At 74.9% G+C, this 26,061-nt stretch carries 29 protein-coding genes and 1 pseudogene; 6 read left to right on the plus strand and 24 right to left on the minus strand.

The features are described from left to right. Nucleotides 1–20: 20 nt before the first annotated feature. Complete coding sequence (locus ENKNEFLB_RS17265; protein ID WP_214056503.1) at nucleotides 21–803, minus strand: MBL fold metallo-hydrolase; 783 nt, start codon at nucleotides 801–803, stop codon at nucleotides 21–23. Further along, nucleotides 800–1,662, minus strand: a pseudogene (murI, locus tag ENKNEFLB_RS17270) (glutamate racemase). Before murI ends, ENKNEFLB_RS17265 begins: the two are co-directional and overlap by 4 nt. Before the next feature lie 104 nt (nucleotides 1,663–1,766). Between murI and ENKNEFLB_RS17275 the strand changes: the two are divergent. After that, nucleotides 1,767–2,753, plus strand: a complete 987-nt coding sequence (locus tag ENKNEFLB_RS17275; protein WP_214056504.1) for an alkaline phosphatase family protein — start codon at nucleotides 1,767–1,769, stop codon at nucleotides 2,751–2,753. 119 nt (nucleotides 2,754–2,872) lie between these two features. Here ENKNEFLB_RS17275 and ENKNEFLB_RS17280 read toward each other — a convergent pair whose 3' ends face one another. The 10 genes from ENKNEFLB_RS17280 to clpS all read right to left on the minus strand — a co-directional run bounded on the left by ENKNEFLB_RS17280 (nucleotide 2,873) and on the right by clpS (nucleotide 10,867). Further along, on the minus strand, nucleotides 2,873–3,820 hold the full coding sequence (locus tag ENKNEFLB_RS17280; protein WP_214056505.1) for a PLP-dependent cysteine synthase family protein: 948 nt from the start codon (nucleotides 3,818–3,820) through the stop codon (nucleotides 2,873–2,875). A gap of 29 nt (nucleotides 3,821–3,849) precedes the next feature. Then, the gene (locus tag ENKNEFLB_RS17285) at nucleotides 3,850–4,134 is read right to left on the minus strand and encodes a MoaD/ThiS family protein (RefSeq protein ID WP_214056506.1); all 285 of its coding nucleotides are present in this window, start codon (nucleotides 4,132–4,134) and stop codon (nucleotides 3,850–3,852) included. Nucleotides 4,135–4,162: 28 nt separating this feature from the next. After that, nucleotides 4,163–4,603: a M67 family metallopeptidase gene (locus ENKNEFLB_RS17290; protein WP_214056507.1), complete on the minus strand. Its 441-nt coding sequence runs from the start codon at nucleotides 4,601–4,603 to the stop codon at nucleotides 4,163–4,165. Between the two features lie 43 nt (nucleotides 4,604–4,646). Beyond that, entirely contained in the window at nucleotides 4,647–5,129 is a 483-nt protein-coding gene (locus tag ENKNEFLB_RS17295; protein WP_246535634.1) for an NUDIX hydrolase, read from the minus strand. 9 nt (nucleotides 5,130–5,138) lie between these two features. Further along, complete coding sequence (locus ENKNEFLB_RS17300; RefSeq protein ID WP_214056508.1) at nucleotides 5,139–5,618, minus strand: NUDIX hydrolase; 480 nt, start codon at nucleotides 5,616–5,618, stop codon at nucleotides 5,139–5,141. A gap of 26 nt (nucleotides 5,619–5,644) precedes the next feature. Continuing rightward, nucleotides 5,645–7,561 (minus strand): DUF3604 domain-containing protein, encoded by a 1,917-nt coding sequence (locus ENKNEFLB_RS17305; protein WP_214056509.1) that lies wholly within the window; start codon nucleotides 7,559–7,561, stop codon nucleotides 5,645–5,647. Beyond that, entirely contained in the window at nucleotides 7,489–8,913 is a 1,425-nt protein-coding gene (locus tag ENKNEFLB_RS17310) for a hypothetical protein (protein WP_214056510.1), read from the minus strand. The genes ENKNEFLB_RS17305 and ENKNEFLB_RS17310 overlap by 73 nt, the downstream gene beginning before the upstream one ends. An 80-nt stretch (nucleotides 8,914–8,993) precedes the next feature. Then, complete coding sequence (locus ENKNEFLB_RS17315; RefSeq protein WP_214056511.1) at nucleotides 8,994–9,950, minus strand: LysR family transcriptional regulator; 957 nt, start codon at nucleotides 9,948–9,950, stop codon at nucleotides 8,994–8,996. A 9-nt stretch (nucleotides 9,951–9,959) separates the two neighbouring features. Next, the gene (locus ENKNEFLB_RS17320; RefSeq protein ID WP_214056512.1) at nucleotides 9,960–10,547 is read right to left on the minus strand and encodes a DUF2017 domain-containing protein; all 588 of its coding nucleotides are present in this window, start codon (nucleotides 10,545–10,547) and stop codon (nucleotides 9,960–9,962) included. Between the two features lie 23 nt (nucleotides 10,548–10,570). Then, the gene (clpS, locus tag ENKNEFLB_RS17325; RefSeq protein ID WP_160008831.1) at nucleotides 10,571–10,867 is read right to left on the minus strand and encodes an ATP-dependent Clp protease adapter ClpS; all 297 of its coding nucleotides are present in this window, start codon (nucleotides 10,865–10,867) and stop codon (nucleotides 10,571–10,573) included. A 26-nt stretch (nucleotides 10,868–10,893) separates the two neighbouring features. Between clpS and ENKNEFLB_RS17330 the strand changes: the two genes are divergently transcribed. The 3 genes from ENKNEFLB_RS17330 to ENKNEFLB_RS17340 all read left to right on the plus strand — a co-directional run bounded on the left by ENKNEFLB_RS17330 (nucleotide 10,894) and on the right by ENKNEFLB_RS17340 (nucleotide 13,656). Further along, nucleotides 10,894–11,688, plus strand: a complete 795-nt coding sequence (locus tag ENKNEFLB_RS17330; RefSeq protein ID WP_214056513.1) for an enoyl-CoA hydratase-related protein — start codon at nucleotides 10,894–10,896, stop codon at nucleotides 11,686–11,688. A gap of 67 nt (nucleotides 11,689–11,755) precedes the next feature. Then, nucleotides 11,756–12,325 carry a SigE family RNA polymerase sigma factor gene (locus ENKNEFLB_RS17335; protein ID WP_214056514.1) on the plus strand — a complete coding sequence of 190 codons (570 nt, stop codon included), beginning with the start codon at nucleotides 11,756–11,758 and terminating at the stop codon, nucleotides 12,323–12,325. Continuing rightward, entirely contained in the window at nucleotides 12,322–13,656 is a 1,335-nt protein-coding gene (locus ENKNEFLB_RS17340; protein ID WP_214056515.1) for a hypothetical protein, read from the plus strand. Before ENKNEFLB_RS17335 ends, ENKNEFLB_RS17340 begins: the two co-directional genes overlap by 4 nt. 201 nt (nucleotides 13,657–13,857) lie before the next feature. On the opposite strand, the gene ENKNEFLB_RS17345 is transcribed toward ENKNEFLB_RS17340, so the two are convergent. From ENKNEFLB_RS17345 to hppD, 3 genes are all read right to left on the minus strand, one after another. Further along, a complete protein-coding gene (locus ENKNEFLB_RS17345) occupies nucleotides 13,858–14,889 on the minus strand; it encodes a type IV toxin-antitoxin system AbiEi family antitoxin domain-containing protein (RefSeq protein ID WP_214056516.1) in 1,032 nt (343 codons plus the stop codon). A gap of 205 nt (nucleotides 14,890–15,094) precedes the next feature. Further along, nucleotides 15,095–15,634 carry a DUF1697 domain-containing protein gene (locus ENKNEFLB_RS17350; RefSeq protein WP_214056517.1) on the minus strand — a complete coding sequence of 180 codons (540 nt, stop codon included), beginning with the start codon at nucleotides 15,632–15,634 and terminating at the stop codon, nucleotides 15,095–15,097. Nucleotides 15,635–15,672: 38 nt separating this feature from the next. Continuing rightward, nucleotides 15,673–16,866 carry a 4-hydroxyphenylpyruvate dioxygenase gene (hppD, locus tag ENKNEFLB_RS17355; protein ID WP_214056518.1) on the minus strand — a complete coding sequence of 398 codons (1,194 nt, stop codon included), beginning with the start codon at nucleotides 16,864–16,866 and terminating at the stop codon, nucleotides 15,673–15,675. 78 nt (nucleotides 16,867–16,944) lie between these two features. Here hppD and ENKNEFLB_RS17360 point away from each other — a divergent pair, with 78 nt between their 5' ends. After that, nucleotides 16,945–17,403, plus strand: a complete 459-nt coding sequence (locus ENKNEFLB_RS17360; RefSeq protein WP_214056519.1) for an Lrp/AsnC family transcriptional regulator — start codon at nucleotides 16,945–16,947, stop codon at nucleotides 17,401–17,403. A 12-nt stretch (nucleotides 17,404–17,415) separates the two neighbouring features. On the opposite strand, the gene ENKNEFLB_RS17365 is transcribed toward ENKNEFLB_RS17360, so the two are convergent. The 5 genes from ENKNEFLB_RS17365 to ENKNEFLB_RS17385 all read right to left on the minus strand — a co-directional run bounded on the left by ENKNEFLB_RS17365 (nucleotide 17,416) and on the right by ENKNEFLB_RS17385 (nucleotide 21,247). Continuing rightward, on the minus strand, nucleotides 17,416–17,880 hold the full coding sequence (locus ENKNEFLB_RS17365; protein ID WP_214056520.1) for a PaaI family thioesterase: 465 nt from the start codon (nucleotides 17,878–17,880) through the stop codon (nucleotides 17,416–17,418). A 37-nt stretch (nucleotides 17,881–17,917) separates the two neighbouring features. Beyond that, the gene (locus tag ENKNEFLB_RS17370; RefSeq protein ID WP_246536037.1) at nucleotides 17,918–19,642 is read right to left on the minus strand and encodes a DEAD/DEAH box helicase; all 1,725 of its coding nucleotides are present in this window, start codon (nucleotides 19,640–19,642) and stop codon (nucleotides 17,918–17,920) included. A gap of 131 nt (nucleotides 19,643–19,773) precedes the next feature. Further along, complete coding sequence (locus ENKNEFLB_RS17375; protein ID WP_246536038.1) at nucleotides 19,774–20,025, minus strand: DUF3039 domain-containing protein; 252 nt, start codon at nucleotides 20,023–20,025, stop codon at nucleotides 19,774–19,776. 35 nt (nucleotides 20,026–20,060) lie between these two features. Beyond that, a complete protein-coding gene (locus ENKNEFLB_RS17380) occupies nucleotides 20,061–20,660 on the minus strand; it encodes a YqgE/AlgH family protein (protein ID WP_214056523.1) in 600 nt (199 codons plus the stop codon). 17 nt (nucleotides 20,661–20,677) lie between these two features. Then, a complete protein-coding gene (locus tag ENKNEFLB_RS17385; RefSeq protein WP_214056524.1) occupies nucleotides 20,678–21,247 on the minus strand; it encodes a hypothetical protein in 570 nt (189 codons plus the stop codon). 155 nt (nucleotides 21,248–21,402) lie between these two features. On the opposite strand from ENKNEFLB_RS17385, the gene ENKNEFLB_RS17390 reads away from it, so the two are divergent. After that, entirely contained in the window at nucleotides 21,403–22,125 is a 723-nt protein-coding gene (locus ENKNEFLB_RS17390; protein WP_214056525.1) for a TetR/AcrR family transcriptional regulator, read from the plus strand. Nucleotides 22,126–22,159: 34 nt separating this feature from the next. On the opposite strand, the gene ENKNEFLB_RS17395 is transcribed toward ENKNEFLB_RS17390, so the two are convergent. The 4 genes from ENKNEFLB_RS17395 to ENKNEFLB_RS17410 all read right to left on the minus strand — a co-directional run bounded on the left by ENKNEFLB_RS17395 (nucleotide 22,160) and on the right by ENKNEFLB_RS17410 (nucleotide 26,022). Then, nucleotides 22,160–23,182, minus strand: coding sequence for a DUF3048 domain-containing protein (locus ENKNEFLB_RS17395; RefSeq protein WP_214056526.1), 1,023 nt, complete (start codon nucleotides 23,180–23,182; stop codon nucleotides 22,160–22,162). A 134-nt stretch (nucleotides 23,183–23,316) separates the two neighbouring features. Continuing rightward, complete coding sequence (locus ENKNEFLB_RS17400) at nucleotides 23,317–24,087, minus strand: SDR family NAD(P)-dependent oxidoreductase (protein WP_214056527.1); 771 nt, start codon at nucleotides 24,085–24,087, stop codon at nucleotides 23,317–23,319. A 91-nt stretch (nucleotides 24,088–24,178) separates the two neighbouring features. Beyond that, nucleotides 24,179–24,598 (minus strand): HIT family protein, encoded by a 420-nt coding sequence (locus tag ENKNEFLB_RS17405; protein ID WP_246535635.1) that lies wholly within the window; start codon nucleotides 24,596–24,598, stop codon nucleotides 24,179–24,181. 11 nt (nucleotides 24,599–24,609) lie between these two features. Beyond that, nucleotides 24,610–26,022: a M15 family metallopeptidase gene (locus ENKNEFLB_RS17410; RefSeq protein WP_214056529.1), complete on the minus strand. Its 1,413-nt coding sequence runs from the start codon at nucleotides 26,020–26,022 to the stop codon at nucleotides 24,610–24,612. Nucleotides 26,023–26,061 lie beyond the last annotated feature (39 nt).

A 26,061-nucleotide genomic window follows, 5' to 3' on the forward strand; every position in this document is an offset into this window, starting at 1 on the left:
GCCGAGGTGGCCGAGGTGGTTCAGCCGAGCAGGTAGGTCGCGCCGGGGTGCGCCAGCTCGACGGAGCCGTGGTGCACCGCGCGCGCCTCGGCGAGGATCTCCTCGCGGTCGAACCACGGCGGCACGTGGGTCAGCACCAGGCGGTCCAGGCCCACCCGGGCGGCGACGTCGCCGCAGTCGGCGCCGGTCAGGTGCACCCCGGGCGGGTTGTCGTCACCGGTGCGGAACGACGCCTCGGCCAGGAGCAGGTCGACGTCGGCGGCCACCGCGTCCAGGCCGTCGCACGGGGCGGTGTCGCCGGAGTAGCCCAGGACGTGCCCGTCGGCGGTGACCCGCAGGCCGTATGCCTCGACGGGGTGCTCGACGCGGATGGGCTCGACCAGGAACGGGCCCAGGGTGAACGCACCGTCGTAGGGCCGGAAGTCGAACTCCTCGGTCATCCCGGGGTCCTCGGGCAGGTCGTAGGCGCGCGCCATCCGCCCGGCGGTGTCGGAGGGGCCGTAGACCGGTATCCGCGGCTGGGGTCCGCGCGGGTGGTACTTGCGCATGACGTAGTAGCCGCAGAGGTCCAGGCAGTGGTCGGCGTGGAGGTGCGAGACCAGGACGGCGTCGATGGTGAGCGGGTCGACGTAGCGCGCCAGCGCGCCGAGCGCGCCGTTGCCGAGGTCCACCAGCACCCGCCAGGGCCGGGGTCCTGCGTCCGGGTCGGCGGGGTCGATGCCGTCCGCCTCCAGCAGGTAGCAGCTCGCCGGGCTGTCGGGCCCGGGGTAGGACCCCGAGCAGCCGATCACCGTCAGCCTCATCCTGGTCTCCCCCCGACCGGTGTGCGTCCGCCGGCGTACTGCGCCGCCGTGACCATCTCGGGACCCAGGAAGCGCCGCCCGATCGTCTCGAACTGCTCGGGCGAGCCGGTGGTCCAGAAACGGTACGCGGGGTCGCCCCCGCGCGCATCAGCCCCGTGTCGGCCAGCACCCGGTAGACGTCCTTGGCGCACTCCTCGGCGCTCGAGACCAGGCTGACCTCCTCGCCCATCACGTAGGAGATGACCGCGGTCAGCAGCGGGTAGTGCGTGCAGCCGAGGACGAGGGTGTCCACGCCCGCGGCGGTCAACGGGTCGAGGTACTCGTGGGCGGCGGCCAGCAGCTCGTCGCCGCCGGTCACCCCGGCCTCCACGAAGTCCACGAACGACGGGCACGCGCGGGTGTGCAGGTCGACCTGCGGGGCGGCGGCGAACGCGTCGTCGTAGGCCATCGAGGCCGCCGTGGCCTCGGTGCAGATCACGCCGATCCGGCCGCTGCGGCTGGCCGCGACCGCGCGGCGGGTGGCGGGGTAGATCACCTCGACCACGGGCACGTCGTAGCGCTCGCGGGCGTCACGCAGCATCGCGGCGCTGGCGGAGTTGCAGGCGATCACCAGCGCCTTGACGCCCTGGCCGACGAGGTGGTCCAGGCACTCCAGGGCGTACTCGCGCACCTCGGCGATCGGCTTGGGCCCGTACGGCTGGCGCGCGGTGTCACCGAGGTAGACCAGCGACTCGTGCGGCAGCTGGTCGATCACGGACCGGGCCACGGTCAGCCCGCCGAAGCCCGAGTCGAAGATGCCGATCGGCGCCTCGCGCCGCACGGCGAGGTCGGCCTCGGTCGTTCGCGGGCGAGGGGACACGGAAGACCACGTTAGGTCCTCCGACCCGCCGCCCGCACGTCCCGGGCCCACGGGGCGACGCACATCACGCCACGGCCGCCCCGGAACGGGACTAGCCTCCGCCCATGAAGTCGTCGTCACCGGCACGCCGCGCCCTCCTGCCCGTCGCCGTGACCGTCGCCGCGCTTGCTGCCTGCACCTCCACCGCGCCGCCCACGGCGGGCGCCGAGGCCGCGGCTCCTCCCCCGGCCGTCGCAGCGGCCGCGGCGGCCGCGGCCCCGCAGCCGGTCGCGCGCGTGCTGGCGATCTCGATCGACGGCCTCAACCCGGACGCGCTGACGCAGCTGGGCCGCGCCGGAGCCCCGGCGATCTGGCATCTGGTCGACCAGGGCGTCCACACCTTCGAGGCACGCACCGCGGTCGAGCTGACCGACACGCTGCCGAACCACACGACCATGGTCACCGGCCGCGCGATCGCGCGCGACCGCAACGGTCACGGCGTGACCTGGAACGACGACCGCACGGACCCTGCGACGGTGCAGGCGGCCGCCGGCGAGGACGTCGGCTCGGTGTTCACCGAGGTCAGCGACGCGGGCCGCTCCTCGGCGCTCTTCACCACCAAGGAGAAGCTGCGGCTCTTCGACCGGTCGTGGCCCGACGGGGTCGACGAGGTCACCGTCCTGGGGCAGGACGACGCGCTCGCGACCGCCGCCCGCGACGACCTGGTCGCCCACCACCGGGCGTTCACCTTCGTCCACCTCGGTGGGGCCGACGTCTCCGGCCACCTCCACGGGTTCATGTCGCCTGCGTACCTCGACACGGTCAGCCGCCTGGACGGCCTCGTCGGCCGGCTCGAGCGCGCGGTCCGCCGCCAGCCGCAGCTCGCGGGGACTGCGATCGTGCTCACCGCCGACCACGGCGGGCGGGGCGAGAGCCACCGCGACCCGGCCCAGCGGGTCAACTACCGCGTCCCGTTCGTCGTGTGGGGCCGCAGGTCGGCACCGGGGACCTCTACGACCTGCAGGGCAGGACGTACGCCGACCCGGGCCGCGCGCAGGTCGGCTACGGCGCCCGGACTCAGCCCGTGCGCAACGGCGACGTCGCCAACCTGAGCCTGGACCTGCTGGGGCTCGGTCCGGTCCCGGACAGCCGCTTCGACGCGAGGCAGCGGCTGCGCGTGGGCTGAGCGGGGTGGGCTGAGCGGGGGTGGGCTAAGCGGGGGTGGGCTGGCTCACGCCCAGAGCTGGCCCTCGAGGCGGTCCTCGGCCTCCTCGATGGTGCCCTCGTAGGCACCGGTCGAGAGGTACTTCCAACCACCGTCGCAGACGATGAAGGCGATGTCGGCGCTCTCACCGGCCTTGACGGCCTTGGCGGCCTGGGCGAGCGCGGCGTGCAGGATCGCGCCGGTCGAGATGCCGGCGAAGATGCCCTCGAGCTCGAGCAGCTCCCGCACCCGGCGGACCGCGTCGCGCGGGCCGACCGAGAAGCGGCCGTCGATCATCGCCGGGTCGTAGAGCTCGGGCACGAAGCCCTCGTCGAGGTTGCGCAGGCCGTACACGAGCTCGCCGTAGCGGGGCTCGGCGGCCACGATGCGCACCTCGGGCTTGACCCGGCGGAAGAACCGGCCGGTGCCCATCAGGGTCCCGGTGGTCCCGAGGCCGGCCACGAAGTGCGTGATGGAGGGCAGGTCGCGCAGCAGCTCCGGGCCGGTGCCGTCCTCGTGCGCCAGGGCGTTGGCCGGGTTGCCGTACTGGTAGAGCATCACCCAGTCCGGGTGCTCCTGCGCGACCAGCTTGGCGACCCGGACGGCCTCGTTGGAGCCGCCCGCGGCCGGGGAGGAGATGATCTCGGCGCCCCACATCCGCAGCAGCTGGCGACGCTCCTCGGAGGTGTTCTCCGGCATCACGCAGACGATCCGGTAGCCCTTGAGCTTGGCCGCCATGGCCAGCGAGATGCCGGTGTTGCCCGACGTCGGCTCGAGGATCGTGCAGCCCGGACGAAGGGTCCCGTCCTTCTCGGCCTCCTCGATCATCCGCAGGGCCGGCCGGTCCTTGACCGAGCCGGTCGGGTTGCGGTCCTCGAGCTTGGCCCACAGCCGTACGTCCGCCGACGGCGAGAGTCGCGGGAGCCCCACCAGCGGCGTGTCGCCGACGGAGGGCAGGAGGCTGTCGTAGCGCATGGGGGCGGGTCCGGTCCGGGGGTCGGGGGTCAGCCGCCGGCGACGGCCGGCAGCACGACGACCTGGTCGCCGTCGGAGAGCTCGGCGCCGAGGCCGCCGATGAAGCGGACGTCCTCGTCGTTGACGTATACGTTCACGAAGCGACGCAGCTCGTCGGAGCCGTTCTTGTCCTCGACGAGGCGGTCCTTGAGGCCGGGGTGGTTCGCCTCCAGGTCCTCGATCAGCGCGGTCAGGCTGGCGCCCTCGGCCTGGACGGCCTTCTCGCCACCGGTGTAGGTGCGCAGGATGGTCGGGATTCGGACCTCGATGGCCATGCTTCGGATCTCCTCGTGCGGATCGGGATCAGGGGGTGCGGGGCGGGAGCGCGTCGACGACGGCGACCTCTTCCTCGGTCACCGTGCCGTCCACGATCCTGTACGACCTGAACTCCACAGGGCCGTCGTTATTCCCGTGCTCACGCGTGCTGACCAGCACGTAGTGGGCGTTCGGCTCCTGCGCGAGACCGATGTCGGTGCGGCTCGGGTAGGCCTCCGTGGCCGTGTGGGAGTGGTAGACCACCACGGGCTCCTCGTCGCGGTCGTCCATCTCGCGGTAGAGCGTGAGCAGGTCGGTGGAGTCGAACTCGTAGAAGGTCGGGCTGCCCGCGGCGTTGACCATCTCGACCAGCCGCTCGGGCCTGTCGCTGCCCTCGGGCCCGGCGACCACGCCGCAGGCCTCGTCTGGGTGGTCGCGCCTGGCGTGGGCGATGATGCCGTCGTACGTCGTCCGGTCGATGGTCAGCACCCAGGGAGCCTAGCGAGGCCCGACCACCCCTGCGCCCGCCGGCTCAGGCGCGGAACCGGGCGGCGACCTCGTCGGAGAGCCCGACCTCGATCCGCTGACGCATCCGCTCGCTCAGCGGCGGTGCGGTGGCCAGGGTGAACCAGCCCACGTCGACCGACTCGTCGTCGGCGACGTGCGCCTCACCGCCGAGCCAGGTGCAGGCGAAGGTGTGGTCGAGGAAGACGTTGCGGTCGCCGTTGGGGTAGGCCACCTGCTCACCCGCGGTGACCTGGGCCAGCCGGTCGACGCGGATCTCGACGCCGGTCTCCTCCAGCGCCTCCCGCCGCGCCGCGACCCCGGGGTCCTCGCCGGGGTCGACGATGCCGGTGACCGGGGTCCAGGCGTGGTTGTCCGAGCGCTGCACCAGCAGCACCTCGGTGGTGCCGTCGGCGCCCTCACGGCGGATCACCGCGGTGACGCCCGGCAGCCAGAGCTCGGCGTGGCCGACCTTCTCGCGCAGGGACAGGATGAAGTCGGGGGTCGGCACGGGGCCAGGCTAGGAGACGAAGCGGGTGGCGACCTCGTCCGCCAGGGCTGCCCCGACCCTCTCCCGGAAGCGCGGCGCCATCGCGGGAAGGCCGTCGACGGGGAACCACACGACCTCGACCGACTCGTCGTCGGCGACGTGCGCCTCGCCGGACACCCAGCTGCAGGCGAAGGTATGGTCGAGCACGACGACGCGGTCGCCGTTCGGGAAGGTGTGGGGCGCGGCGGCGCCGACCGACGCGAGGCGGTCCACGGTGATCACCACGCCGGCCTCCTCCTCGGTCTCCCGACGCGCAGCGGCCGCGGGGTCCTCCCCCGGCTCCACGATGCCACCGGTCGGGGTCCACTCCCCGGTGTCGGCCCTGCGGACCAGGAGCACCTCGGGACCGTCGGTGCCCTCGCGGCGGACGACCGCGGTCGCCCCCGGCAGCCACAGCTCGGCGTGCCCGATCTTCTCGCGCAGGGCCAGGATGAAGCCGGGGGTCGGCATGGCAGCACGCTAACCCGGTCGACCGCTCAGACCCAGATCGGCGAGGACCAGGCGGCCTCGCCGTCGACCTGGACGACCCGGGCGTAGTAGAAGTGCTCGGCGCCGTCGTCCTCGGCGTCGTCCCAGACCAGGTCGACGGCCGTCGAGCCGAGCGAGGTGAGGCCGCCGTACGCGTGCTGGAGCCGGGCGTGGCCGAGCGGGGCGAGCAGGGCGTGGTCGCGACCGGCCGCCAGGGTGTCGGCGAGGTCGCCGAGGCGGACGGTGCCGGCCTCGGCGTCACCGAAGCAGACCTGCACCTCGGCGTCGTCGGGGCCGAGGAGGGTCACCTCCACACCGCCGCGCTGGGCGCCGTACGGCTCGCCGAAGCTGTGCGTGGTGGCCTCCCAGGCCAGGCTGCGGTCGTCGGCGGCGATCACCTCCGGGCTCCAGAAGTCGGTCCGCAGGACCCGGCCGCCGAGCACCTGCAGGCTGCCGTCCCAGCGGGTCGTGGACTCGGCCTCGCCCCACTCGACGCGCAGCGGCACGCGTCGCCAGCCGGCCGGCAGGTCGAGGGCGGCGTGCAGGTCGGGCACCAGCTCGTGGACGACCTCGCCGTCGCGGAGCAGGTCGACGCGGGCGAGGTCGGCGTACCCCTCGGCGTGGACCGTGAGCCGGCGGCGGGTGCCGGCCGGCGCCTCCTGGCCCATGAAGACCTCGCCGTGCTCGCCGGCGCGCAGGTCGACGACGACGCCGCGGGTGGTGGCGGCGAAGGTGCGGCGCGACTGCAGGGCGTCGAAGACGTCGCCGCGGTCGAGGGTCTCGGCGAAGGCACCGACGTAGGACGCGCCGTGCCCGTGGTCGGAGGAGGCGATCATGCCGACCTTGTGACCGGCCTTCAGCCCGTCGACGACGAACGTGCCCTTGCGGGTGCCGTCGGCGTACTGGCGGAACGCGCGGTCGTTCTCGTAGCTGCCGCGGCAGGCCTGGAAGACCTCGACGAGCCGGCCGTACCGCTCGTCGTGGAAGCCCCAGTCGTGGTGCACCATCGCGGCGCCGGGGTGGTGCGGGATGGTGACGGCGGGGTACGCCGGGTGCTCGGCCAGGGCGTCCCACAGCCCGCGCGGGGTGGTGGTGCCCTCGGCGAAGGCGGAGAAGATCGGGGCGCCGCGCTCGACGTCGCCGTAGATGACGTTCTGGTGCCCGGTGTCGGCCGAGGTCCACTCGAACCCGTAGAGCGGGACGAAGCGTCCCGGCACGTGGAACAGGTCCGCGATCTTCTGCAGCGACCACCACTGGTGGTCCGAGGAGTTCTCGGCGTGGTCGGTGACGGCCCAGAAGTCGTACTCGCAGACGTCCCAGGCGTAGCGGTAGAAGTCCTCGAGGCTGGGCTCGTCGCCGGCGGTGCAGCGGCTGACCAGCGAGTGGCGGTGCAGGTCGCCCCAGTACAGCGTCCAGCGGCGGTCGCCGACCTCGGCGACGTAGCGCTCCGGCTCGTCGGTCCCCCGTGCCGCCGCCCAGCGGCGCGCCTCGCGCCGGTCGTCGGCCAGCACGGTGCGGGCCAGCGGGGAGGTCTCGGCCAGGGCGGTCGCGGTCGGCACCGGCCCGGCCGACGGCACGTGGGCCACCGCGACGGTGCCGAGGCCGTGGATGCCGTGCCAGACGACGGACCCGTGGTGCTCGAGCAGGGTCGGGCACTCGCGTCCGCCGAAGCCCTCGGTCCACTGCAGGGCCCGGGCCAGCCGGGCGTCGGTCTGCACCGCGACGCGGACGCCGCCGGCCTCGGCGGCCACCGCCGCTTCCTCCAGCGTCCCGTCGCTGCCGCGCAGGGTGGTCGGCGGCTCCCAGCCGTCGGCGCCGAGCGCCTGGACGGCGACCTCCCAGTAGTAGGTCATCAGCGGCAGCCGTCGGTGCACCCGGTAGGCCACCACCAGCCCGCCGTCGTCGGTCGCGACCAGCTGCGGCATCGCCGAGGGCACGACGTCGAGACGGGGGCCAGCTCGCCGGGGGGCGTGCGTACGCCGTCCTCCTCGACGGCGACCACGCGCAGCGACGCGCTGACCTCGGGCAGCAGCTCGGGCGGCACGGCCTCGCCTGCCTCGCCCGCACCGGAGCCGCCGGCGCCGTCGGGGCCGTCGGGGCCTCCGGTCAGCGCCGAGGCCGGCTGCAGGCGGGTCGGCCCGCTGCCGCCGTGGCCGACGACGGTGATCACGTCGAAGGCGCACCACAGCTGTCCGTCGGTCGTCGCCGCCAGGCTCGGGTGCAGGGCGTAGTCGCGCCCGGCGGTGACCTCCACCGGGTCGGCGAGCGCGCCGTGGGCGTCCCGGCGGCGGACGACCACGCGGTAGGTGGCGTCGCGGTACTCCGACCAGGCGTAGGCCGCCGCGCCACCGGGCAGGGCGGCGACGGTCGGGTCCCAGACGTTGGCCTCGACGCCCTCGGTGACGAGCGTGGCCGGGCCCCACCCGGCGGCGGTGCGTCGACGGGCGTGGACGCCGAACCGTCCCTCCACCCGGCCCTGCCAGACCAGCTCGAGCGACCCGTCGTCGTGCGCGGCGAGCTCGGCGTTGAAGGCCGGCGCGTCGCCGAGGCTGACCACCTCGGGGGCGGTCCAGGCGCCGTCGACGTGGGCGCTGGCCAGGACCAGGGCGCCGCCGCCGGGCTCGGTGGGACCGATCGGGCGGGAGCCCCAGACCACCCAGGGCGTGCCGTCGGCGGTGACCGCGGCGCGGGGGCGGACGACGTCGGCGACGCCGGGGGTCAGCGTGTCGGGCTCCTGGTGCTCCCCCTCCTGGCCCTCCGGCTGCACCGCCGCGTCGCCCAGGAGGGCGCGGACGACCTCGCCCTCCCCCGGGACCCACTCGATCCAGGCGGTGACGTGGACGGAGCCGTCCCGACCGCCGCGGGCCAGGGCCGGCCGGGAGGCCTGGGTGGAGCCGGGGACCGGGGCGGCGGTGACGCGGTGGTGCCCGTCGAGCGCCGGGGCGTGCGCGAGGACCCGGTTGGCGGCGGTGACCGTGTCGGCCACGCGGCCCTTGCCCTCGTCGACCCACATGTAGCGCAGCGGGTCGGGGTCGAGCAGGTCCAGCACGTCGGTGAGGTCGCGGCCCTGGTCGACGGCGGTGGCCAGCCGGTCGTTCAGGCCGAGGACGAGGTCGAGGTCGGCGCGCTGCTGGGGCGTGTAGTCCCCGGTGTGGTGGTCGAGGCCGCCGCACATCGGGTGCCCGTGCCCGTGGCCGTGCCCGTGGCCGTGCCCGTGGTCCTCGTCCGGACCCGTTCCCAGCACGTTGCCCTGGTGGTCGTGGTCGTGGTCGCGCACCGGTCCCCCTCTGTTGCCGGAGGCAGTCTGCCCCCACCCTTAGAGGCTAGGTCGATCACAAGGCCGACCACGACCGTTCCTCAGTCGCGTTGGCTGGTGCGCCCATAGTTTGTGGCTATGTCCCGCGCCAGGGCCCGGTCGTCGGCGTGGAGCGAGCGCGCGACCTCGAGGAAGTGCGCGGCCAGCTCGGGCAGCCCGTCGCGGCGCCAGACGAGGTGCACCGGGGTCCGCGGCGCGCCGGCCAGCGGCAGGATCTCGACGCCGGCGTCCGGCCCGCCCGGCGCGCCCGCGGTCAGCCCGGCGGCCAGACCGACCGGCAGCAGCGCCGCGCCCGCCCCGGCCGCCACCAGCGGGATGACCGCGGCGAGGTGGGCGGTCTCCACCGCCGCCTCCTCGGGCAGCCCGGCTGCGGCGAGCAGCTCGTCGACGTACTCGCGCAGGGCGGTCCCGGTCGGGGTGGTCACCAGCCCGAGCGGCACCAGGTCGGCCACCCCGAGCGGGGACGGCAGGCCCGACCGGGCCCGGGGCACCACGGCCACCAGGTCCTGGTCGCCGAGCCACTGGGAGGCCAGCGGGCCCGCCGGCGGGGTGCCGCCGACCAGCCCGAGGTCGGCCTCGCCGGAGCGGACCGCCTCGAGGACGTCGCTGCGGTGGACCGGGTCGACCACCACGATCCGCGCGCCGGGCCGTACCTGCCGGAAGGCGCCGACCACGCGCACGAGCGGGTCCATCGCCCACAGCGTGTTGGTGATGACGCGGACCCGGCCGTAACCGGTGTCGCTCGCGCCGCGGACCGCGCCGGCGGCCAGGGTGAAGGAGCGCAGCGTGCGTCGGGCCGGGGCGACCAGGGCCTCGCCGGCCGGGGTCAGGCGTACGCCGCGACCGCCGCGCTCGAACAGGTCGGCGCCGAGCTCGCGCTCGAGCAGGCGCACCGCGTGCGAGAGCGAGGGCTGCGCGATGGTCAGCCGGGCCGCGGCGCGGGTGAAGCTGCCGGCCTCGGCGACGGCGAGGAAGTACTCGAGGTGGCGACGGTCCACGGCGGCGGCTCAGCCGTCGGTGAGGGCCTGGACCAGGGTCTCCTGGAGGTAGCCGACCCACTCGAAGATGTCGTGCGCCTGGGCGCGCGGGTCGTCGTCGGGCATCGAGAACCAGACCTCCTCGTCGCCCTCCTCGACCCCGAGGCGGACGGCCAGGGCCAGGCGGACGTCGGTGAAGGAGCGCAGCCAGGTCTGGGCGGCCTGCTCGTCGAGCTCGACGTCGATCATCAGCCCGTCCTCCTCGAGCTGCGGGGGCAGCCCGGCCTCCTCGAGGGTGTCGATGACCTGGGCCGCGGCGCGCGCCTTGCCGTCGCGCAGACCGCCCTCGGTGAAGCGGCGGAACTCCGAGGCGGCCTCGTCGTCCTCGGCGTAGGCCGTCGGGAAGAGCCGGGCCAGCACGGGGTCCTCGGGGGCGTCGGTGGGCCCGGAGAAGTCCAGCATCGCCTCCAGCGGGTCGCGTCCGTCGTCGGGCACGGCGGCCTCGTTGCGCAGCAGCTCGACCAGCTGCCCGGCCAGCGAACGGAGCAGGTCGGCCTCGAAGCCGGAGAAGGTCGCGATCACGCGCCGGCTGCGGCGGTGGCGGGTGAAGCCGGTCATGGGGCGGTCCTCGGGGTGGGGGGTCAGTCCTGCTGCGAGAGGGTCGCCCACAGGCCGTACTCGTGCATCGCCTGCACGTCGCGCTCCATCTCCTCGCGCGAGCCGTTGCTGACCACGGAGCGGCCGTCCTCGTGGACCTCCATCATCAGCTTCTCGGCCTTCTTCTTGCTGTAGCCGAAGTAGGTGCGGAAGACGTAGGTCACGTAGGACATGAGGTTGACCGGGTCGTTCCAGACGATGGTCACCCACGGCTTCGCGGGGACGACCAGCTCGTCGGGGACGCGGGTCGGCTCGACCTCGACCGGGCTCGGGGCTGACACCTCGTCATGGTGGCACACTCCCGGCCATGGCCCACGACGGCTCCGAGCCCGCCACCGACCTGCTCGTCTCCTGCGCCGACGGCGTCCTCCGGCTCACCATGGACCGGCCCGCGTCGCTCAACGCGATGACCGACGCGATGAACGACGCGCTCGCCGCCGAGCTCGAGGGCGCGGTCGCCCGGGACGACGTACGGGTGGTCCTGCTGGCCGGCTCCGGCGGCGCGTTCTGCGCGGGCGCCGACATCGGCGGCACCGACGCCCACGAACGGCTCGACCACCGCGCGCTCGACCGCGCGAACCGGTTGGTCCGGGCCGTGGTGGCCCTGGACAAGCCGGTCGTGGCCGCGGTGGGCGGGGTGGCTGCCGGCGTCGGCTGCTCGCTGGCCCTGGCCTGCGACCTCGTCGTGGCGGCCCGCTCGGCGCGGTTCCTGCTGGCGTTCGCCCGGATCGGGCTGATGCCCGACGGCGGCGCCAGCGCGACCGTCGCCGCCGCGGTCGGCCGGGCCCGCGCGATGCGGATGGCGCTGCTGGCCGAGCCGCTGTCCGGCGAGGAGGCCCACGCCGCCGGGCTTGTCAGCCACCTCGTCGACGACGAGGCGCTCGCGGAGACGGCCGAGGACGTCGTACGCCGCCTCGCCGCCGGTCCCCCGCTGGCGCTGGCCGCGACGAAGCGCGCGGTCAACGCCGCGACGCTGGTCGAGCTCGAGCCCGCCCTGGAGCGCGAGCGCAGCGGCCAGTCCCTGCTGCTGCGCACCGACGACGCGGCCGAGGGGATGCGGGCGTTCTCCGCGCGCCGGCGCCCGGAGTTCCGCGGACGCTGAGGAGCTGGTCCGGACCGGTCACGCGGGCGGGGCAACCATCCGTCGGGTCCCGGTCGTCGTGACGGGCATGAGCAGCACGTTGACCGCCGACGCCGACGGCGTCGGCACCCCTGGGAGCACCGTGGCGACGCAGACCGACTTCGACGGCTTCGTCGCGGCGCGCTCCAGCCGGCTGCTGCGCACCGCCTACCTGCTCACCCACGACCACGCGCTGGCCGAGGACCTGCTGCAGACCGCGCTGACCAAGGCGTGGGGCGCGTGGGACCGGGTCGAGGGACAGCAGGAGGCGTACGTCCGTCGGATCCTGGTCACCACCTACGCCACCTGGTGGCGCCGCCGGTGGCGGGGCGAGCACCCGACCGAGCACCTGCCCGAGCGGCCTGCGACCCGCGACGCGACCGCCACCGTCGATGCCCAGCACGACCTGTGGCAGGCGATGGAGCGACTGCCGCGCCGCCAGCGGGCCACCGTGGTCCTGCGCTACTTCGAGGACCTGACCGAGGCCCAGACCGCCGACGTCCTCGGGTGCAGCGTCGGGACGGTCAAGAGCCAGACGAGCAAGGCGCTGGCCACGCTGCGCCTCGACCCCCAGCTGAGCGACCCGGACGCCCCGCGCCCGGAGGAGGAGACCCGATGAACGGCACGGAGGACCTGCGCAGCACGCTCGCCCGGCACGCCGAGGGCGTCGAGGACACGGGACTGGCCGACCGCGCCACCGCGGTGCGGGGACGGGTCGCCGCAGCACGGCGGCGCCGGCGCACCGCTGCCGCGGCGGGGGCCGTCGGGGTCGCCGCAGCGGTCGCCGCGGTGGCGGTGCTGCCCACCGTCCTGACCGGCGCGGACCCGGACCGGCCCCGCTTCCTCGCCGGCGCCGAGGTCCCGACGGCGATGACGTCGCTGGGGTTCACCTACGAGCTGGCCGACGGGGTCGAGGCAGAGGACCGGCTCCGGCTGGACCTGTCGGACTACGACGGTCCCGTGCTGGTGTCGTGGGCCACCGCCGGTGACGACGACCGGGTCGTCCTGCGGTCCTCCTTCGACCGTCGGGCCGAGGTCGAGCGCGCCGCGGACTTCAGCACCTATCGCCTGGTCCCCCGCGAGGAGCTGGGCAGCCCCCTCCTGCTGCGGAGCGACGGCCAGATCGCGGCGGCGGTCTACACGATGACCGACGCCGCACCCGCCGGGCTGACCGTCGACGGGTCGACCTGGCGGCAGGAGGTCGCCGACGGCACCCTGGTGGAGGCCTCCGTGTCCGGGCCCGGCGAGAGCAGCAGCATCTCGGCGACCCTCCGCGACCCGGCCGAGGGTGGCCTCGTCCAGCACGTCGCCTGCGCGGGCGTGCCGGCGGACCACGTCGTGGTCCAGGCCGTCGACGACGTCCCGGCGTCCTGGGGGCCGTGCGCGGGCGGCGCCGCCCTCCCGCGCGACCTCGTCGAGGGCGCGGAGTCCGTCACCGACCTGCCTCCCGGTCTGGACGGGCTGCTGCCGGCCGCCCGGGCCGGCGACCAGGTCGACCTCGACCTCTACGTCGCGAAGGACCCAGGACTGGACGACCCGGTGGAGGTCGACGTCCCCGGGGTCCGCCTGGCGCAGGCGGTGTACGAGGTGCCGGCGCCGGTGGCACGGGTCGCCGGCTTCGACGTCCCCCGGGTGGTCGAGCAGGACGGCCACCTGTGGCGCTACCGGGACCGGGTCGTGAGCACCGGCGAGGCCCGCGTCGCGGCCACCGCGCCCGCCACCGACGGCCCGGTGCTGGTGGAGGGCTACCGCGGCCGTACGGGGGGCGCACTGGTGGCGCTGCGCCGTGACGGCGTCACCGAGGTGTCGGCCTCCGGGGCAGGTCTCGGGGGTCGCTTCGGCGCGGTGGCCGAGTACGACCCGGACGCGCGGTGGAGCCTCGTCCTGCGCGGCGCACCTCCGCGCGACGACACCGAGCTCGGCCTGGTCTTCTACGAGCGGCTGGACTGACGGCGCCGGGGCCGGGGCCGGGCCGGGCGCGGGGCCGGGCCGGGTGCGGGGCTGGGCGGGACCCGCACCGGCGAGCTGTAACGCTGTGTTACTTCGTCTGGTGGGCCGTCGTGACGCCGCACCAGATGGAGTAACACAGCGTTACAGCTCGCCCCGGCTCGCGCCGGCCGGCGCCCGAATCGCCAGCACCGCTCCGCAGGCTCAGGCGACCCGCGGGCGGGCCTCCGGGAGCAGCCGGTACGCCGCGAGGTCCTCGACCGAGTCGCCGTACGCCGCCCGGGTGGCCGCGTGCTCGCGGACCAGCCGGACCCCGGTCGCCTGCCAGTGGTCCGGCCGCAGGTCGACCCAGGTCACCCGCGACATCCCCAGCCGGAACCCGGTGAACCACGCGTGCCGCTTCTTCTCCTTCCACAGCACCTGGTCGGGGTCCTCCCGGGCCACACCGCCCTCGTCGGGGCGGCGGTACTTGAGGTGCCCGTCGAACTCGAACAGGTGCCGCCCCACCCTCAGGTCGGCCCAGCCCGACCTCGTCGCGTCGCCGAGCCCGAACTGGAGGTCGACCTCCCCCAGCCCGAGCTCCACCACGAGGAGCCGCAGCAACGACTCGCCGATGGTGTCCGCGCGCGCGTCGGCGAGAGCGACGCACCGCCGGGCGGCGGTGACCCCGGGCCACGAGGTCATCGGCACGAGCGCCGCCTCCAGCGCCGCGCGACTCACGCCGGACCGCAGGGCCGAGTCGCAGGCCGGCAGTCCCTGGCGCATGCCGGCGTACCGGGCGATGTCGACCGCCGTCCGCGCCGGGTCGAGCACCCGGACCCCGTCGACCAGGCAGACCTGGCGCTCCTCGTACGGCGCCAGGTGGTGGGTGACCCCGGTCGCGCCGCGCCCCCCGACCACGCGGGTGCGGGTCACGTGCACCGTCTCCGGCTCACCGAGGAGCACGGGCAGGCCGAGCAGCAGCGCCGCCGAGTCGTGGCTCATCACGTGCGGGAGCGCCATCGCCAGGCTCGCCGCGAGCACGCGGGCGCGGGGCCGGCCGACGTACGGCTCGAGCGCCTCCCACCGCGCCCGCGCGGTGTACACGCCCTGCCGGACCGCCACCCACTCCCCCGTGCGGCGCCGTCGGTCGATCTCGGGCCCGGTCATCCCGGCCGCGACGGCCTGCCGCCGGAGGACGAGCCCGTGCTGGCGGCCCATCAGGGCCGCGAGCTGGTCGAGGGTGGGCGTCGTCACACCCCCAGGGTTCCCCTGCCCGGACCCCACCGCACCCGGCCCGGCGCCGCCTGTGGAGAACCCGGACCGCGCCGCGCGCCCACCGCGCGCTGTAACGCTGTGTTACACCATCTGGTGACGCGTCACGGCGCTGCACCGGACGAAGTAACACAGCGTTACAGCGCGGGGTGTCCGGGCGCCGATCCACCAGCCCCGGACGCGGCGCTCAGCACCACTTCGTGACGACCTGCTCCAGCACCGTCAGCGCCCGGTTGGTCGACACCCCGAGCTGCCGCTCGACCGCCACGTTGGTCATCCGCGAGGTGCCGTAGCCGCGCACCATCAGGTGGGCCACCCGGCCGCGGACGACCGCCAGCTCGTCCTCGGTGCTGCACGCCTCCAGCGCGGCGACGCCCTCGGGCGTCGGCTCGTCGCGCATCAGCGAGGCGTACGCCCGCCCGTCCCAGCCCTCCGGCATCGTCGCGGCCAGCGCGTGGCCGTCGACGACGGCCTGCCGGAGCTCCTCGGGCGTGAGCACCGCCACCGGCACCGCGAAACCGCGGTCGGCGAGGTACGCCGCCTCCAGCACGTCGCGCACCCGCTCGCGGGACCGCAGCCGGGTCGTCACCCGGACGTTGCCGGTGTTGATGTGGGTGGCGACGCCGGTGAACCTGGCGCCCTCGGTGGCCGCCACGATCGCGGCCTTGTCGAACTTCCGCGTCGCACCGAGGTTGATCGCCCGGAGGAAGGCCACGTAGTCCGCCACGCCGCCATCCAAGCCAGGCCGGGTCCCGCCGTCCAGCCCTACAGGTTGCCGCGGAGCTCCTGCTCGCGCTCGATGGCCTGGAAAAGCGCCTTGAAGTTGCCCTTGCCGAAGCCGAGCGAGCCGTGTCGCTCGATCAGCTCGAAGAAGACCGTCGGGCGGTCGCCGACCGGCTTGGTGAAGATCTGCAGCAGGTAGCCGTCCTCGTCGCGGTCGACCAGGATCCCGCGCGAGCGGAGCTCCTCGATCGGCACCCGGACCTTCCCGATCCGGGCCCGCAGCTCCGGGTCGTCGTAGTAGGAGTCGGGGGTGTCCAGGAACTCCACGCCGGCGGCGCGCATCGCGTCGACCGTGGCCAGGATGTCGCCGGTGGCCAGCGCGAGGTGCTGGCACCCGGCGCCGTCGTAGAACTCCAGGTACTCGTCGATCTGCGACTTCTTGCGGGCCACGGCCGGCTCGTTCAGCGGGAACTTCACGCGGTGGTTGCCGCTGGCCACGACCTTGCTCATCAGGGCGGAGTAGTCGGTGGCGATGTCGTCGCCGATGAACTCGGCCATGTTGGTGAACCCCATGACGCGGCGGTAGAACTCCACCCACTCGTCCATCCGGCCGAGCTCGACGTTGCCCACGCAGTGGTCGACGGCCTGGAACAGCCGCTTCGGGGCGCCCGCAGGGCGCACCAGCGTGCTGCTGCGCGCGACGTAGCCGGGCAGGTACGGGCCGTCGTAGGCGCTGCGGTCGACCAGCGTGTGCCGGGTCTCGCCGTACGTCGCGATCGCCGCGGTGCGCACGGTGCCGTGCTCGTCGGTCTCGTCGTGCGGCTCGACCAGCACGGTCGCGCCGACCGAGCGGGCGTGCGCCACGCAGCGGTCCACGTCGGGCACCTCGAGGGCGAGGTCGACGACGCCGTCACCGTGGCGGCGGTGGTGGTCGAGCAGCGGGCTGTCCGGGGTGACGCCGCCGGTGACGACGAACCGGGCGCTGCCCGAGCGCAGGACGTAGGACTTCTCGCTGCGGTGCCCGGTCTCGGGGCCGCGGTAGGCGACCAGCTCCATGCCGAGGGCCAGCTGGTAGTAGGACGCGGCCTGCGTGGCGTTGCCGACCACGAACCCGATCGCGTCCATCGCGGTCACCGGGAACGGGTCGCGGCTGGCGTCGTACTCCACCAGCCCGACCAGGTCGCGCAGCTGGTCCAGGGTCAGGTCGGCCTTGAGCTCGTCGTGGGTCAGCGTCATGAGCCCAGGGTGGCGCCGTTCGGCAACCTGTGCCACCGTTCGCCGACACACTGGACAGATTGACCACTGGAGGTGCGGATGCTCGACGACCTGGACCGCAACCTGATCGACCTGTTCGCCGCCGAGCCCCGGGTCGGGGTGCTCGAGGCCTCCCGCCGGCTCGGCGTCGCCCGCGGCACGGTCCAGGCCCGGCTGGACAAGCTGGAGTCCCGGGGCGTGGTCACCGGGTGGGGCCCGGACCTCTCCCCCGCGGCGCTCGGCTTCGGCGTGACCGCGTTCCTGACCCTCGAGATCAGCCAGGCCGGCGGGCACGACGCGGTGGCGGCCCGGCTGGCCGAGATCCCCGAGGTGCTCGAGGTGTGCACGATCACCGGGGTGGGCGACCTGTGGTGCCGGGTGGTCGCACGCGGCAACGCCGACCTGCAGCGCGTCATCGACCGGGTGGTCTCGCTCGACGGCGTGGTCCGCTCCGCGACGGTGGTCGCCCTGGCCACGCTGGTCCCCCACCGGGTACGCCCGCTGGTGCGCGCGCCCTGAGCCCGGGCCGGCTCAGGCCATGATCAGGCAGCTGGACGTGGCGTGGGCGACCACCCGGCCCGCCCCGTCGGTCAGCGAGGCCTCGGCCAGGGCCGTGCGCCGCCCGCGGTGCAGCACCCGCCCGACCGCGACGACCCGCCCGGTGTCCTCGGTGACGGCGCGCAGGAACTTCACGGTCAGGTCCAGCGAGGTGTAGCGCTCCCCGACCGCCAGCGTGGAGTGCACCGAGCAGGCCGCCGCGGTGTCGAGCAGGGTCGAGAGCACGCCGCCGTGCACCGTCCCGAGCGGGTTGTAGTGGCGACGCTCGGGCACCAGCGCGACCGAGATCGAGCCCTGCTCGCCGCCGAACTCCACCAGGCCGAGGGTGTCGGCGATCGGGGCGTGCGGCAGCCGGCCGTCGATCATCGCCTGCAGCTGCTCCATCCCGGTCATGGTGGCGAGGACGGGCGGCGGCGGCGAGGGCTCGGTCTGGTCCATGGTCCCAGCCTGCCGCACCCCCGCGGCGCGGCGACGGTCAGGACGTACGACGGGCCGCCCAGTCGCGCACGCGGTCGATCCGGGCCCGCAGCTGCTCCGCGTTGGCCACCGCCGCCGCCGGGCCCCCGCACTCCTTGCGCAGCGCGGCGTGGGTGATCCCGTGGGCCTGACCGGTGCGGTGGTGCCAGGCGCCGACCAGGCCGTTCAGCTCGCGCCGCAGCAGCGCCAGCTGCTCGTGGGTCGACACCGACCGCACGGTCTCGGCGGCGTCGGGGTCGGGCCGGGCCGCGCGCTGGGCGCTCCGGGTGCGCTGCCGCTCGCTCTGCCGGTGCTGGAGCAGCTCGCGCATCTGGCCGGGCTCGAGCAGTCCCGGGATGCCGAGGAAGTCCATCTCCTCCTCGGAGCCGACCTGCACCTCGCCCTCGTGCCCGAACGCCGCACCCTCGTACAGCGCGTGGTCGAAGCTGGCCTGGGACCCGAGCGCCTCGAACGGCAGCCCGTCGTCGGCCAACGCGTCGGAGGCCTTCTCGGAGGCGTTCGCCTGGGCGAGCAGGTCGTCCTCGGCGGCGTAGAGGTCGTCCTCGTCGGTGACTTTGCGCCCCAGGACGTGGTCGCGCTCGACCTCCATCTGCGAGGCGAAGGACAGCAGCCCCGGCACCGACGGCAGGAAGACCGACGCGCTCTCGCCGCGCGTCCGGGCGCGCACGAACCGGCCGACGGCCTGGGCGAAGAACAGCGGCGTGGCCGTCGTCGTGGCCCACACACCCACCGCGAGCCGGGGCACGTCGACACCCTCGGAGACCATCCGGACCGCCACCATCCACCGGGAGCCGTCGTCGGTGAACGCGCGGATCTTCTTCGACGACGCCTTCTCGTCGGAGAGCACCACCGTCGGCGCCTCCCCCGAGATCGCCCGGAGGGTCTTGGCGTACGCCCGGGCCGACTCCTGGTCGGTGGCGATCACCAGGCCGCCGGCGTCCGGGACGTGCCGGCGCACCTCCGAGAGGCGACGGTCGGCGGCCTCGAGCACCGACGGCACCCACGACCCGGCGGGGTCGAGCGCGGTGCGCAGCGCCTGGTTGGTCAGGTCCTTGGTCATCGGCTCGCCGAGGCGGGCCGCGATCTCGTCACCGGCCCGGGTACGCCAGCTCATCTCGCCCGAGTAGGCCAGGAACAGCACCGGGCGCACGACGTGGTCGGCCAGCGCGTGGGCGTAGCCGTAGGTGTAGTCGGCCACCGAGCGCGGCACGCCGTCCTCGCCCGGGGCGTAGGTGACGAACGGGATCGGGTTCACGTCGGAGCGGAACGGGGTGCCGGTCAGGGCCAGCCGGCGCGCGGCCGGCTGGAAGGCCTCCTGCACGCCCTCGCCCCACGACAGCGCGTCGGCGGCGTGGTGCACCTCGTCGAGGATGACCAGCGTCTTGAAGCGCTCGGTACGGATGCGCAGCGCGAGCGGGTTCACCGCGACCCCGGCGTAGGTCACCGCGACCCCGAGGTAGTCGCTGGCGATCTTGCCCTTGCCCGCGGAGTAGGCCGGGTCGATCGGGATGCCGGCCCGGGCGGCGGCCTCGGCCCACTGGTTCTTCAGGTGCTCGGTCGGGGCGACCACGATGATCCGGTCGACGATGCGCCGCCCGATCAGCTCCGAGGCCACCGACAGCGCGAAGGTCGTCTTCCCGGCGCCCGGGGTCGCCACGGCCAGGAAGTCCTGGGGCTGGCGGTCCAGGTAGTCGCGCAGCGCGGCCGACTGCCAGGCCCGCAGCGAGGGCGCGGTGCCCCAGGCGGCCCGCTCGGGCCAGGCCGGGGTGAGGGCGTCCGCGACCGGGGCGGAAGGCCCCGGCGCAGGGGTGGAGAAGAGGTCGTCGTGGTCGGTGCGGGCAGGTTCGCCCCCGCTCACGCCTCGGGACCCTGGTCGTCCTTCATCGAGTCCCAGATCTCCTGGCACTCCGGGCACGTCGGGTACTTCTGGGGGTCCCGGCTGGGGACCCACACCTTGCCGCAGAGCGCGACGACCGGGGTGCCCATCACCATGGCCTCGGTCAGCTTGTCCTTCTCCACGAAGTGCGAGAAGCGCTCGTGGTCACCCTCGTCCGTCGGGACCGTGCGGCGGTCCTCGCGGACGTCCTGGTCTGTCGAGAATCCGATGGTGGTCACGGGCCCCAGTCTAGGTCAGGTCCGGATCAGTTCAGGCCGGGGTCGGCGGGACGGGTGGAGGTCCAGGCCAGCTCGTCGGGCTGGCGGCGCAGCACCTCGCGCCACAACCCGCCGGTGTCGGGGTGGAAGGCGTCGTGCGGCTCGCCGGGGACGACGTACCAGCTGCCCTCGGCGATCTCCTCGTCGAGCTGACCCGCGCCCCACCCGGCGTACCCCGCGAAGACCCGCAGGGCCGCCAGCCCCTCGGCGACCAGCTCGATGGGGGTGTCGAGGTCGACCAGGCCCACGCCGTCGGCGACCTCGCGGAAGCCGACCCGGCCGGCCGGGTCGTCCGAGGGTCCGCCGACCAGCACCACCGCGAGCGCGCCGTCGGGACCCACCGGTCCGCCCCGGAAGAGCACCTCGGGCTCGCTGGCGACCGGGCCCCACTCGGGCAGCACCTCCGCGACCGGCACCGGTGAGGGCCGGTTCAGGACGACCCCGAGCGCCCCCTCGTCGTTGACGTCGAGCAGCAGCACCACGGTGTCGGCGAAGTTCGGGTCGAGCAGGGCGGGGGCGGCCACCAGCAGCATCCCGGCGCCGGGCGCCGTCCCCCCGCGGCGCGGGGAGACGGGCGGCTCGGACATGTCGACAGTCTGACGGCTCAGGCCGCCACGAGCGACCGGAGCCGGCCCAGCAGCCCCCGGCGCGGGCGGTACGAGGCCAGCGCGACCGCGGCACCGTCGTCGGCCGCACGGGCGGCCAGCGTGGTGAGCCCGGCCAGGCGGCGGGCCCGGGCGGCCTGCTCGACCGCGGCGCCGGCGCCCGCCGCCCGCGGGTCGCCGACCTCGGCACGCCCGGCGGCGACCGCCAGCAGGGCGTGCTCGGTGGCGGTGGCCCGGACCGTCGCCTCGGCGGTCCGGTCGTCACGAGGGTGCGCGCGGTGGTGGTCGAGCAGGGCCCGCAGCCCGGGCATCTCGTCGGCGGCGCGGGCCCAGGCGCGCTCGGTGGCACCGACCGGGTCGCGCGGGGTGCGCTGCTGCTCCCGCTCCACGAGGCCGGCCAGCCGGGTGTGCCACCGCAGGGTCAGGGCTCCGAGCAGCGCGAGCTCGTCGCCGACGGTGGCGGCGACGCCGGGCAGGTCGGTCGGGACGCGGGTGTCGCGGCGCTCCTCGACCGCGGCGAGCGCGGCGCGGAGCACCTGGGCACGGCGGTGCGGGGTCTGCTGCTTCATGGCGGGCTCCTCGGGGGTCGTCTTCGCATACTGCGAGTACGTACTCAGAGTATGCGGCGGTCCCGGGACGAGACCCACCCCGACGGCCGTACCGGGCGTGATCCCGCCGACAACGGGCCGTGATCCGCGCCACGCCGGCGTCCTAGACTGGAGCGATGCCTCGGTCACCGGTCTCCAAGCTCACCCCCACGCTGCCCGGCGTGCCGAGGGTCCCGGGCACCCGGCGTCAGCAGTACTCCGCCTCGACCAAGCTGAAGCTCGTCGACGTGGCCGAGGGTCTCTTCTCGGTGCAGGGCTTCGCCGCGACGTCGCTGGACCAGGTGGTGGCCGGGGCCGCGGTCACCAAGGGGGCGCTCTACCACCACTTCGACGGCAAGGTCGCGCTGTTCGAGGCCGTCTTCGAGCGGGTCGCCGACGACGCCAGCGCCCGCGTCCGCGCGGCCGTGGCCGCCCACGAGGACCCGTGGGAGGCCGCCCAGGCGGGGCTGCGGGTGTTCCTCGACGTCGTGCAGGAGGAGCGCTACCGCAGGGTGGTGATCCTCGAGGGCCCGGCCGTCCTGGGTCGCGAGCGCTACCGCGAGCAGGAGGAGCGCTCGACCTTCGCCACGGTGGTCGACCTCGTCGCCGCGATGGTCGGCGCCGGCGCCTGGCAGCTCGACGAGGAGACGGTCCAGACCTTCGCCCGGATCTTCTTCGGCGCGGTGGTCTCGGCGGGCGAGGAGGTCGCCGGGGCCGGCGACAAGGAGGCCGCGGCCGCCCGGGTCGAGGGCGCCATCGGCTTCATCCTGGCAGGGTTCCGGATCCTCGCCGAGACCGACGTCCCCGTGCCCGAGGTGCTGACCCGGCTGCGCCTGGTCGACCCGGCCGACCCGGGCTGACCCGGGCTGACCCGGGCCGACCCCGGCCGTCCGGTCAGCCGCCGACCCTCAGGTCGCCGCCCTGCTGCGGCACCAGCTCGATCCAGGTGTGGCCGGCCGGGACCTCGAGGGTCTCCTCGGCCTTGCCGGTCCCGGTGGTGAGCTCGACGGGCGCGTCCAGGGCGGACTTGCTCCAGGTGCCCTCGACCATCCTGCCGTCGTGGAACAGGGCGGCCGGGCCGGTCCCGGTCAGGTCGGACTCCGGCACGGGGTTGCCGGCGGGGTCGGTGTAGCCGGCGTCGCCGACCTCCACCCGCAGGACCAGCACGTTCTGCGCCGGGAACTCGTCGCCGTCGGCGGCGAAGGTGTTGTCGTTGACGTAGCCGTCCGGCGTGGAACGCCAGTCGGTGGTGTGGCCGGCGGAGAAGACCGCCGAGAAGGCGGCCGCCGGGCGCCCCTGCGGCAGGTCGTCGGCGCTGCCCCAGTCGAGGTAGTCGTCGGGGCGGGCGGTCTTCCCCTCGACCTCCTTAGCGGTCACCGTCAGGTCGTCGAAGAGGTTGTACGGCGCGGAGCGGGCGGTGTCGCGCGACATCCCGGGCGCACCCTCGTTGAAGAAGGTCACCCCGGCGTCCACCATCCGTGCGACGGTCTGCGAGGCGGCACCGCTGGTCACGACGGCCGCCCCGACCGGCTGCACGATCCCGATGTCGGTGGCGCGCATCGACCGCACCGGCCCGACCTTGTCGGGCAGCGCCTCGTAGAAGAACGCCGCCAGCCGGGTGCTGCCGCCCTCGACGAGCTCCTCCACCACCAGGTCGGCCTTCGAGAGGCCGAGCTGCGGGGCGGCGGAGGAGGTGTTGTCCATCTTCACCACGAGCACGGGCCGGTCCTTCTCGGCGGTGCCCTCGCCTCCGACGCGCTCGCCGGTGAGCGGCCAGGTCTGCAGCTGCTCCAGCGAGGTGCCCTCGGCGACGTCGGCCGGCGAGGCCTCCTCCGAGGGCTCGTCACCACCTCCGCAGCCCGAGAGCAGCAGGCTCCCGGACACGGCGGCGGTCAGCAGGAGACGGGTGGGGCGCACGGGGGGCTCCGATCGGTGGGGCGTGACGGCCCCACCAGTGTCGCCCGGCCCCGCCCGGGCGCGCGCAGGCGCGCCCGGGCCGGTGCCAGGTGCCGCCGGGACGCCCGCCCGGCGGGGCCGCTCGCCGACCGGGGTCAGCTGACGAGCTTGGCGCCACCGTCGACGTAGATCGTCTGACCGGTGATGTAGGACGACTCGTCGCTGCACAGGAACGCGACCGCCGCGGCGATGTCCTCGGGGAACCCGACGCGCTTGACCGGGTTGCGGTCGGCGGCGGCGGCGCGGAAGTCCTCCACGCTCATCCCCACCCGGGTGGCGGTGGCGTCGGTCATCTCCGAGGCGATGAAGCCCGGGGCGACCGCGTTGGCGTTCACGCCGTAGCGGCCGAGCTCGATGCCGAGGGTGCGCACGAAGCCCTGGATGCCCATCTTGGCCGCCGAGTAGTTCGCCTGGCCGCGGTTGCCGAGCGCCGAGACGCTGGACAGGCACACGACCTTGCCGTACTTCTGCTCCACGAAGTGGGCCTGGGCGGCCTTGGTCATCAGGAACGCGCCCTTGAGGTGCACGTTCATCACGAGGTCCCAGTCGAGCTCGGACATCTTGAACAGCAGGTTGTCGCGGGTGATCCCGGCGTTGTTGACCAGGATGTGCAGCCCGCCGAGCTCGGCGACCGTGCGCGCCACGGCGGCGTCGACGGCGGCGGCGTCGCTGACGTCGCAGCCGATCCCGACGGCCCTGGCGCCCTCGACCAGCGGCAGCCGGCCGGCCGCGTCGACGGCGGCGGCCTCGTCGAGGTCGACGATCGCGACCGAGGCGCCCTCCTCGGCGAAGCGGACGGCGGTGCCGAACCCGATCCCGCGGGCGGCTCCGGTGACGACGGCGACACGCCCGTCGAATCGACCCATGTTGATCTCCTCCTGGTGCTGGGGGGCCCAGCTGGTGCTCCAGCCGGCGGTGGGCGAGGTGACTGATCGGTAACCTCGGCCGCGACCGACCTTAGTCCCCGCCCGTGACCGGCCCGGGGAGGGTCTCGCGGAGGCGGGCGGCGTACGTCGGCGCCTCGCCGTCCTCGTAGCGGGTCCGGGGCCAGAAGAACCCGCGCAGACCGTCGCCCTTCGTCCGGGGCACGACGTGCAGGTGCAGGTGGGGCACCGACTGGCTCACCGTGTTGTTCATGGCCACGAAGCTGCCCTGGGCGCCGAGGCCCTCGACCACCGCGGTCGCCAGCCGCTGGGCGGCCTCCAGGAACGGGTCGCGCAGCGACGCCGGCAGGTCGGGCAGCGTCTCGACGTGGGTGCGGGGCACCAGCAGCACGTGGCCCTTGAACACCGGGCGCCGGTCCAGGAACCCCAGCAGGTCGGGCTCGTCCAGCACGACGTCGGCCGGGGACTCCCCGGCCACCACCGCGCAGAACACGCACCCCGACGTCACTCGCAGGCCACCGGGCCGCAGTCGGGCGCCGGCAGCGGCCGTGCCATCCCGGCCGGGCGGGCGTCGAAGTGGTGGTTGTCGCTCGTCCCGTAGGTCCAGCGCAGACCCCGTGCGGCCAGGGTCGAGACCACCGGGTGCTGCGAGGAGCGCCACGCCACCCGCGGGTGGGTGCGCGACTGCCACCAGGTGTTGGGCACCAGCCCGGTCGCCGAGCGGTACGGGTTCTCCCACGGGTTGATGTCGACCGAGCGGCCGTAGGAGTGCGGCGAGCGGATGCCCGGACGGTTCACGACGTCGCGGCAGTTGAAGGCGGAGGTGTTGTCGGCCGCCATCGAGGCGTGGTCGTCGCCCCCGCGCACGCGCGCCGACCAGCCGAACCGGTCGACGCGGTACATGGCGCGGATCGGCAGCTGCCGGGCGTACATCGCCCCCAGGGCGCCGGCGACCCGGCCGGCGACGTCGGCGTGGAGGACCATCTCGCCGCGGCGGCGGTAGCCGGTGAAGTCCCAGTAGTTGACCCGCAGCAACCGCAGGGAGGACCGCCCGACGGGGCAGCCGGCATGCCAGCTGCGCCCGGTCATCTGGTCCCAGACGCCGCCCGGGATCCTGGTCACGACCGGGTTGGCGCCGTCCCCGACGGCGCGGGGCTGCGGTGGGAGGTCGATCCGCGGACGGGGCGCGCCGCCCGGCAGGCGCACCGGCTCGCCCGGGGGCAGGTTGTCGACGGCGTGGACGCCGCTGCGGGCGCCGCGCACCCAGGCCTGGCCCGCGGCGCGCGCCCTCCACCGGGTGTCGACCCGCGGGGTGGTCCGCAGCGAGGCGTTGCCGGCCCCGTCGGTGGTGAGACGACGGGCCGTGCGCCAGGCCCCGCCGGCGTCGCGCCGCATCAGCACCACACGCCCGGGGACGCCCTCGCCCTGCCGGGTCCGCCACTGCACGCGCACGACGGTGCTGCGCTCGTCGACCACCGACCCCGGGCCGCGCACCGTGAGCGCGCTGTGCCGCCGGCGCAGCGTGACCTCCGCGGGCCCGGAGGCGGACCCGGCCAGGGCGGCGTCGCCGGCGTACGACGCCCGGAAGGCGTTGGTGCGCGGCGTGCGGTCCAGGACCTGCTCGAGCACGGCCGCCCCGGTGGCGTCGGTGGTCACGGTGGCGACCCTGCGCCAGTCGTCGTCGGTGCGGCGCTCCACGACGACGGGGGCCTCGACGACCGGGGTGCCGGCCTCGTCGAGCAGCGTGGCCCGCAGCGTGGTGGCGGCCCCGGCGTGGGCCGGGCTGCCGCCCAGCGTGAGGACGGTGGGGGCAGGGTCCGCGGCGGCCGCCGGGGCCGCGGCGGCACCCAGGGGCCCGGCCAGGGCCGCGACCAGCGCGGCGACGAGCAGGGACGTGCGGCGGGGGCGGGTCGTCACCGCAGCAGTCTGCCGCGTGCGACCCGCCCCCGGGGGGAG

The organism is Nocardioides aquaticus (assembly GCF_018459925.1).
Taxonomy (GTDB): Bacteria; Actinomycetota; Actinomycetes; order Propionibacteriales; family Nocardioidaceae; genus Nocardioides; species Nocardioides aquaticus.